Origin of the sequence: Sphingomonas sp. Leaf25, from assembly GCF_001421635.1 — a bacterium.
Classification (GTDB): Bacteria; Pseudomonadota; Alphaproteobacteria; order Sphingomonadales; family Sphingomonadaceae; genus Sphingomonas.
On the sequence record NZ_LMKU01000003.1, the window covers coordinates 101,607 to 102,257 of the forward strand.

Sequence of the window (651 nt, forward strand, 5' to 3'; positions counted from 1 at the left end):
AGCCAGCCGACCCCGCCCAGCAACAGGATCGCGCCGCCGCCCGCCGCCAGCACCTGCCACGACGGCAGCCAGCGGCCGACGAGTTCGCTCAGGCCATGGCCGAACCAGTAGCCGATCGACACGAAGATCGTCGCCCACACCGCCGCCGCCGCGCCGTTCAGCACCATGAACCGCCCTGTCGGCAGTTGCGTCGTCCCGATCGCGACCGGGCTGACGGTGCGCAGGCCGTAGAGAAAGCGGAAGGCGAAGACGAACAGCGTCGGCCGCCGCTCGAACGCGGCCAATGCCCTGGCGAATGCCGGTCGCGCCGCCAGCCGCCGCACGCGCGGATGGTTACGGAACCGCCGGCCGGCGGCGAAGAACAACTGGTCGGCGACGAACGATCCGATCGCCGCCACCGCGATCGCCCCGGCAAACGGCAGCGCACCACGATGGACCATGATCCCGCCGAGCACGACCACCGTTTCCCCCTCGATCCCCGCGCCGAAGAACAGCGCGATCAGGCCATAGCGCGCGACCAGCGCTTCGATCGTCAAGACAGGGGTATCCGCATCGCCGCACCTTGCGGCTTTCGCCCGCCTTGGTCCAGTGCCAGCCCTTCCGCCACGCCCTGCACCGGCGTACAGCGACGCCATGGCCATTCTCGCCCCC

1 protein-coding gene is annotated in these 651 nt (G+C 70.5%); it reads right to left on the reverse strand.

The window, feature by feature from the left end; translation table 11 throughout:
- The coding region (locus ASE78_RS18075) for a DedA family protein (protein WP_082466958.1) at positions 1–536 on the reverse strand (536 nt) is incomplete at its 3' end.
- Positions 537–651 lie beyond the last annotated feature (115 nt).